This window comes from Kosakonia sp. 1610, from assembly GCF_050435845.1.
GTDB classification, from domain to species: domain Bacteria; phylum Pseudomonadota; class Gammaproteobacteria; order Enterobacterales; family Enterobacteriaceae; genus Kosakonia; species Kosakonia cowanii.
Window position 1 is genome coordinate 324,921 of sequence record NZ_JBNDKZ010000005.1, and the last position, 6,488, is coordinate 331,408.

At 56.4% G+C, this 6,488-nt stretch carries 6 protein-coding genes; 4 read left to right on the plus strand and 2 right to left on the minus strand.

Annotation, left to right across the window (positions count from 1 at the left end; all coding sequences use genetic code 11):
* The first annotated feature begins 2 nt into the window (after window positions 1–2).
* The 4 genes from rbsC to rbsR all read left to right on the plus strand — a co-directional run bounded on the left by rbsC (window position 3) and on the right by rbsR (window position 3,922).
* The gene (rbsC, locus tag ABIC80_RS16315) at window positions 3–968 is read left to right on the plus strand and encodes a ribose ABC transporter permease (protein WP_042711909.1); all 966 of its coding nucleotides are present in this window, start codon (window positions 3–5) and stop codon (window positions 966–968) included.
* Between the two features lie 26 nt (window positions 969–994).
* Window positions 995–1,885 (plus strand): ribose ABC transporter substrate-binding protein RbsB, encoded by an 891-nt coding sequence (rbsB, locus tag ABIC80_RS16320; RefSeq protein ID WP_200135068.1) that lies wholly within the window; start codon window positions 995–997, stop codon window positions 1,883–1,885.
* 111 nt (window positions 1,886–1,996) lie between these two features.
* Window positions 1,997–2,926, plus strand: coding sequence for a ribokinase (gene rbsK, locus ABIC80_RS16325; protein ID WP_429177829.1), 930 nt, complete (start codon window positions 1,997–1,999; stop codon window positions 2,924–2,926).
* 3 nt (window positions 2,927–2,929) lie between these two features.
* A complete protein-coding gene (rbsR, locus tag ABIC80_RS16330; RefSeq protein WP_094192957.1) occupies window positions 2,930–3,922 on the plus strand; it encodes a ribose operon transcriptional repressor RbsR in 993 nt (330 codons plus the stop codon).
* Here the strand turns inward: rbsR and mdtD are convergent.
* Together mdtD and ABIC80_RS16340 are read right to left on the minus strand one after the other, a co-directional pair.
* Complete coding sequence (gene mdtD, locus ABIC80_RS16335; protein WP_042711905.1) at window positions 3,914–5,317, minus strand: multidrug transporter subunit MdtD; 1,404 nt, start codon at window positions 5,315–5,317, stop codon at window positions 3,914–3,916. The two genes, rbsR and mdtD, sit on opposite strands and share 9 nt — an antisense overlap.
* Before the next feature lie 10 nt (window positions 5,318–5,327).
* Window positions 5,328–6,017: a FadR/GntR family transcriptional regulator gene (locus ABIC80_RS16340; protein WP_094422622.1), complete on the minus strand. Its 690-nt coding sequence runs from the start codon at window positions 6,015–6,017 to the stop codon at window positions 5,328–5,330.
* Window positions 6,018–6,488: the final 471 nt, after the last annotated feature.

Below are 6,488 nucleotides of genomic sequence, written 5' to 3' on the forward strand. Positions count from 1 at the left end.
AGATGACTACCCAGGCCGTTTCTGGTCGCCGCTATTTCAGCAAAGCGTGGCTGATGGAACAAAAATCGCTGATCGCCCTGCTGGTGCTGATCGCCATCGTTTCGACCATGAGTCCCAACTTTTTTACCGTCAATAACCTGTTGAATATTCTCCAGCAGACCTCTGTGAACGCCATTATGGCGGTGGGCATGACGCTGGTGATCCTGACCTCGGGGATCGATCTGTCCGTCGGTTCTCTGCTGGCGCTCACCGGTGCGGTCGCCGCTTCGCTGGTGGGTATGGAGGTGAATGCGCTGGTGGCGGTCGCCGGTGCGCTGGCGCTGGGCGCGGCGGTAGGTGCTGTGACCGGCACCATCGTCGCCAAAGGCCGCGTGCAGGCATTTATTGCCACGCTGGTGATGATGCTGCTGCTGCGCGGCGTGACGCTGGTTTACACCAACGGCAGCCCCGCCAACACCGGCTTTACCGCTAACGCCGATATTTTTGGCTGGTTCGGTATCGGTCGCCCGCTCGGCGTGCCAACGCCGGTGTGGATCATGGCCGTGGTCTTTATTGCCGCCTGGTATCTGTTACATCACACCCGTCTGGGGCGCTACATCTATGCGCTGGGCGGTAACGAAGCGGCGACCCGTCTCTCCGGTATCAGCGTCGATAAAGTCAAAATCATCGTCTACTCCCTGAGCGGCCTGCTGGCCTCGCTGGCGGGCATTATCGAAGTTGCGCGTCTCTCCTCAGCGCAGCCGACTGCGGGCGCGGGTTATGAACTGGATGCAATTGCCGCGGTGGTGCTGGGCGGTACCAGCCTTGCCGGCGGGAAAGGTCGTATTGTTGGGACATTGATCGGCGCATTGATTCTTGGCTTCCTCAATAATGGCCTGAATTTGTTGAGCGTTTCTTCCTATTACCAGATGATCGTTAAAGCAGTGGTGATTCTGCTGGCGGTGCTGGTAGACAACAAAAAGCAGTAATTCCCTACACAACAGGACTCATGAACATGAACATGAAAAAACTGGCCACTCTGGTTTCTGCTGTTGCCCTGAGCGCCACGGTAAGTGCGAACGCGATGGCGAAAGACTCTATTGCACTGGTGATCTCGACCCTGAATAACCCGTTCTTCGTCTCGCTGAAGGATGGCGCGCAGAAAGAGGCCAACAAACTGGGTTATGACCTGGTGGTGCTGGACTCGCAGAACAACCCGGCGAAAGAGCTGGCCAACGTCCAGGATTTAACCGTTCGCGGCACCAAGCTGCTGCTGATCAACCCGACCGATTCCGATGCGGTTGGTAACGCCATTAAGATGGCTAACCAGGCCAAAATCCCGGTGATCACGCTCGACCGCGTCGCCAGCAGCGGTGAAGTGGTAAGCCATATCGCCTCTGATAACGTGCTCGGCGGTAAGATCGCCGGTGATTACATCGCCAAGAAAGCGGGTGAAGGCGCGAAAGTGATCGAGTTGCAGGGTATTGCCGGGACGTCCGCCGCGCGTGAGCGTGGTGAAGGCTTCCAGCAGGCGGTCGCTGCGCACAAATTCAATGTCCTTGCCAGCCAGCCGGCTGACTTCGACCGCACCAAAGGCCTGAACGTGATGCAGAACCTGCTGACCGCGCATCCGGACGTGCAGGCTGTCTTCGCCCAGAACGATGAGATGGCGCTCGGTGCGCTGCGCGCGCTGCAGACTGCGGGCAAAAGCGACGTGATGGTAGTCGGTTTTGACGGTACGCCGGATGGCGAAAAAGCGGTAAACGATGGCAAACTGGCTGCTACCGTTGCCCAGCTGCCGGAGCAGATTGGCGCGAAAGGCGTTGATACCGCAGACAAAGTGTTGAAAGGCGAAAAAGTTTACGCTAAAAATCCGGTTGACCTGAAACTGGTCATCAAGCAGTAACAGAACGTTCAGGCTCGATGTACGTTCTGTCAGCCTGAGGGACAAGGTAATAAAAGAAAAGCATGGCACGCGCCACCGTTCGCGGTGGCGCACTTTATGGACACGCTCATCATGAAAACCGCAGGCAAACTCGTCGTTCTTGGCAGTATCAATGCCGATCACATTCTTAACCTTGAATCTTTCCCGACACCCGGCGAAACCGTAACCGGCAACCACTATCAGGTTGCGTTCGGCGGCAAAGGGGCCAATCAGGCGGTGGCGGCCGGACGCAGCGGCGCGGATATCGCCTTTATCGCCTGCACCGGCGATGACGATACCGGCGCGCGGGTGCGTAAGCAGCTCGCCAGCGACAACATTGATGTGGCACCCGTCAGCGTGGTTGCGGGTGAGTCAACCGGCGTGGCGCTGATTTTCGTTAACGGCGAAGGGGAGAATGTCATCGGTATTCATGCCGGCGCCAATGCCGCGCTCTCCACCGAACTCGTGGCAGAGCAGCAGACCTTAATTGCAAATGCGTCGGCGCTGTTAATGCAGCTGGAATCACCGGTTGGGAGTGTGCTGGCGGCAGCCCGTATTGCACAGCAAAATCAGACTACGGTCGCGCTAAACCCTGCCCCGGCCCGGCAACTCTCCGATGAGCTGCTGGCGCTGGTGGATATCATTACGCCCAATGAAACCGAAGCGGAAAAACTCACCGGCATCGCGGTTTCCAGTGATGAAGATGCGGCGCGTGCCGCACGGGCGCTGCATGATAAAGGCATCCGTACGGTCATCATTACTCTCGGCAGCCGCGGCGTGTGGGCCAGCGTAAACGGTGAAGGCAAGCGCGTACCGGGTTTCAAGGTGAAAGCCATTGATACTATCGCCGCGGGCGACACCTTTAACGGCGCGCTGATGACTGCACTGCTGGAAGAGAAGCCGCTGGATGAAGCGATCCGCTTCGCCCATGCTGCGGCGGCTATTGCCGTGACGCGCAAAGGGGCGCAGCCTTCGGTTCCGTGGCGTAATGAGATTGATGATTTTCTTGCTCAGCAGGGGTGACGCGTGGCCACCATGAAGGATGTTGCCCGCCTGGCGGGCGTTTCTACCTCTACCGTCTCCCACGTTATTAATAACGATCGCTTTGTCAGTGAGGCGATTCGCGAAAAGGTGGACGCCGCGATTACGTCGCTGAACTATGCGCCTTCCGCGGTTGCGCGCAGCCTGAAGCTTAAACAGACGCGCACGATTGGGATGCTGATCACCGCCAGTACCAACCCTTTTTACTCTGAGCTGGTGCGCGGGGTAGAGCGCAGCTGCTTCGAGCGTGGCTATAGCCTGGTGTTATGCAATACCGAAGGCGACGAGCAGCGGATGAACCGCAATCTGGAAACGCTGATGCAAAAGCGCGTCGACGGGCTGCTTCTGCTCTGCACCGAAACGCATCAGCCTTCGCAAGTCATCATGAGCCGTTACCCCTCAATTCCCACCGTGATGATGGACTGGGCACCGTTCGATGGCGACAGCGATCTGATTCAGGACAACTCGCTGCTGGGCGGCATGATGGCGACGGAGTATCTCATTCATAAAGGGATGACGCGTATCGCCTGTATTACCGGCCCGCTGGATAAAACGCCCTCCCGGCTGCGGCTGGAGGGATACCGCGAGGCGATGGCGCGCGCCGGGCTAACGATTCGCGACGGCGACGAGATCGAGAGTGATTTTGAGTTCGGCGGCGGCCTGACGGCGATGCAGCGTCTGCTGGCGATGGATGAGCGCCCGCAGGCGGTGTTTATCGGCAATGATGCGATGGCGGTCGGCGCTTATCAGGCGCTCTACCAAGCGGGGCTGTCGATCCCGCAGGATATGGCGATTGTCGGTTACGACGATATCGAGCTGGCGCGCTATATGACGCCTCCGCTCACCACCATCCATCAGCCAAAGGATGAACTGGGTGAGCTGGCGATTGATGTGCTGATCCACCGTATTGCCGACCCGAGTCTGCAACAACAGCGTCTGCAACTGACACCGGTCTTGATGGAGCGCGGCTCAGCCTGATTTTTTGTGGCGCTCCTTGATCAGGTTGCGGCCATCTTTCGCCTTCAGCAGCATAAAGGTTAAAGCGGAGACCACCGTTACTGCGCCCATCGTAATAAAGGTGTAGTGGAACTGCTCAACGGTGTTGGTACCATCAACCCCTTCATAAAAACGCAGCACCGCTGCGCTCACGGCTACACCGAGGCTTATCGACAGCTGCTGCGTTACCGCCAGCACGCTATTGCCACTACTGGCGTTTTCATCCGTTAAGTCGGCAAGAGATATGGTGTTCATGGCGGTAAACTGCGTCGACATCGCCATGCCTAATATGAACAGCGGCAGTACCAGCATCCAGATCGCCATCGCCTGAGTTTGCAGGGCGAACTGCGCAATCATCACGCCAATAAAGAGCGTGACGCCAACCAGTGTTTTGCGATAGCCAAACCAGCGCAGGATCTGCGTGACAGTCGATTTCGCCAGAATGGAGCCCAGCGCGGTCGGTGCCATCATGCAGCCAGCAATTAGCGCCGGATAGCCAAAGCCAACCTGCAACATCAGCGGCATTAAGAAAGGAACGCAGCCAGTACCGAGGCGCGAAGCGATATTCCCGGCGATACCGACGGAGAAGGTGCGGGTCTTAAAGAGGTTGAGCGAGATGAGCGGCGTCGGGTGGCGGCGGGCATGGCGAATATAGAGCAGCAGCAGGGCGATGCCGCTGAAGATAATGCTCAGGGCAAGCCAGGTTTCGACCACTTTCTCGCCGAACAGCTCCATCCCGCTGGAGAAGAGCACCAGGCTTAAGCCGAATAACAGGAAGCCCCACATATCAAAGCTGCGGCGCGGGGTGGTGAAGTTCGGCATATATTTACGCGCGTAGAGCAACCCGGCGACACCAATGGGAATATTAATCAGGAAGATCCAGTGCCAGCTTGCCCAGGTAACCAGCACGCCGCCCATTACCGGGCCAAGAATCGGCCCGACCAGCCCAGGCATGGTGACAAAGTTGAGCACCGGCAGTAATTCACTGCGCGGATAGGCGCGCAGCAGGGCAAGGCGCGCGACCGGCATCATCATCGCCCCGCCAATTCCCTGAATCACGCGGAAGACAACCAGCATGCCCAGGGAATTGGAGAGGGCGCAGGCCAGCGAGCCGAGGGTGAAGAGGCTAACGGCTAACATAAAGATGCGCCGCGTGCCGAAGCGGTCGGCCAGCCAGCCGCTGACCGGGATCAGCATCGCGACGGTCAGGGTGTAGCTGATGATCGCGGACTGCATCGCCAGCGGCGAACGGTTAAGACTTTGTGCAATAGCGGGGAGGGCGGTGTTAAGGATGGTGGCGTCGAGCGCCTGCATAAAAAAGGCCATCGCGGCTATCCACGGCAGCCCGGCCATACTGCGCCCTTTCTTCTTTGTCATACTCATTCCTTTAATTAGGCGAATTCAACAATCTCTGGCACGCCTGAAACGCACTATCACCGTCGCTTTCCTGAATTGCGTCGACGATAGCCTGGTGAAGATCCAGCTTAATCACTTCGTTTTCAGTAATAGAGGTGAAGTAAGTATGGTAAACCGAGTGGAAAAGTGTGGCGAAAGACATAAGGAAAGGATTACCGCTCATGGTGTAGATATGTTCATGCCACGCCATGTCCACCTCTATCCAGCGTTCCCGGTTAAACGTCTTCTTCAGACACACCATCTCTTCCATTAATGTATTCAGATACGCCTTTTGCCCGGCACTTGCCAGTGTGGCAGCGAGAAGGCACGCCTGCGGCTCGAGGCTGGCGCGCATAACGAGAAAGTGTTGGATCACTTCCTGGAAATTGTCTTCGCTCATCCACCACGAGAGAAGTTCGGTATCAAGGAAGTTCCAGTTCCCCTTCGGCATCACGCGCGTGCCGATACGCGGGCGGGGTAAGACCATGCCCTTCGCGGTTAATGTCTTTATTGCCTCTCTCACTGCGGTACGGCTTACGCCAAACGTCTCACCGAGCTCCATCTCGCCGGGCAAAATGGTTCCCGGCGCGTACTCTCCTCGCAGGATCTGCTGCGCCAGTTTCTCGGCTATCACCCAGGAGATGTTTTTCTGCGCGGCAAGTTGCTGTGCGTTTAGAGGCATTTCTCACTTCCTTCTTCTTTATTTCACTCGGTAGTATGCCATTCGATATCTATAAGTGGTGGTAAAAACAGCGATACCCGCTATTTATGCCGCTTTTAACCGCACTTTGTTGAAAAAAAACACGGTTGAAAAGTTTTTTGAAATTAGGGGTTGTCAGCAGGAATTAACTCCCTATAATGCGCCTCCACTGACACGGCACAACGGCAAACACACCGGCCTGTCAGGTGAAGAATTCTGAAAATAATCAGTTGACTTCACAGCGGGAAAGCGTAATATGCACACCCCGCGCCGCTGCGAAAAGCGAAGCGGCACTGCTCTTTAACAATTTATCAGACAATCTGTGTGGGCACTCAGGTGACATGGATTCTTAATGTCCTCGGACACTAAATGAATACCAAGTCTCACGGGTGAACACGTAATTCATTACGGTTTAATTCGATGAGCATCAAACTTTAAATTGAAGAGTTTGAT

Coding starts and splice junctions, on each gene's coding strand:
- rbsK (WP_429177829.1), top strand. CDS start 1,997: ATGAAAACCGCAGGCAAACTCGTCGTTCTTGGCAGTATCAATGCCGAT.
- mdtD (WP_042711905.1), bottom strand. CDS start 5,317: ATGACAAAGAAGAAAGGGCGCAGTATGGCCGGGCTGCCGTGGATAGCC.
- rbsC (WP_042711909.1), top strand. CDS start 3: ATGACTACCCAGGCCGTTTCTGGTCGCCGCTATTTCAGCAAAGCGTGG.
- ABIC80_RS16340 (WP_094422622.1), bottom strand. CDS start 6,017: ATGCCTCTAAACGCACAGCAACTTGCCGCGCAGAAAAACATCTCCTGG.
- rbsB (WP_200135068.1), top strand. CDS start 995: ATGAACATGAAAAAACTGGCCACTCTGGTTTCTGCTGTTGCCCTGAGC.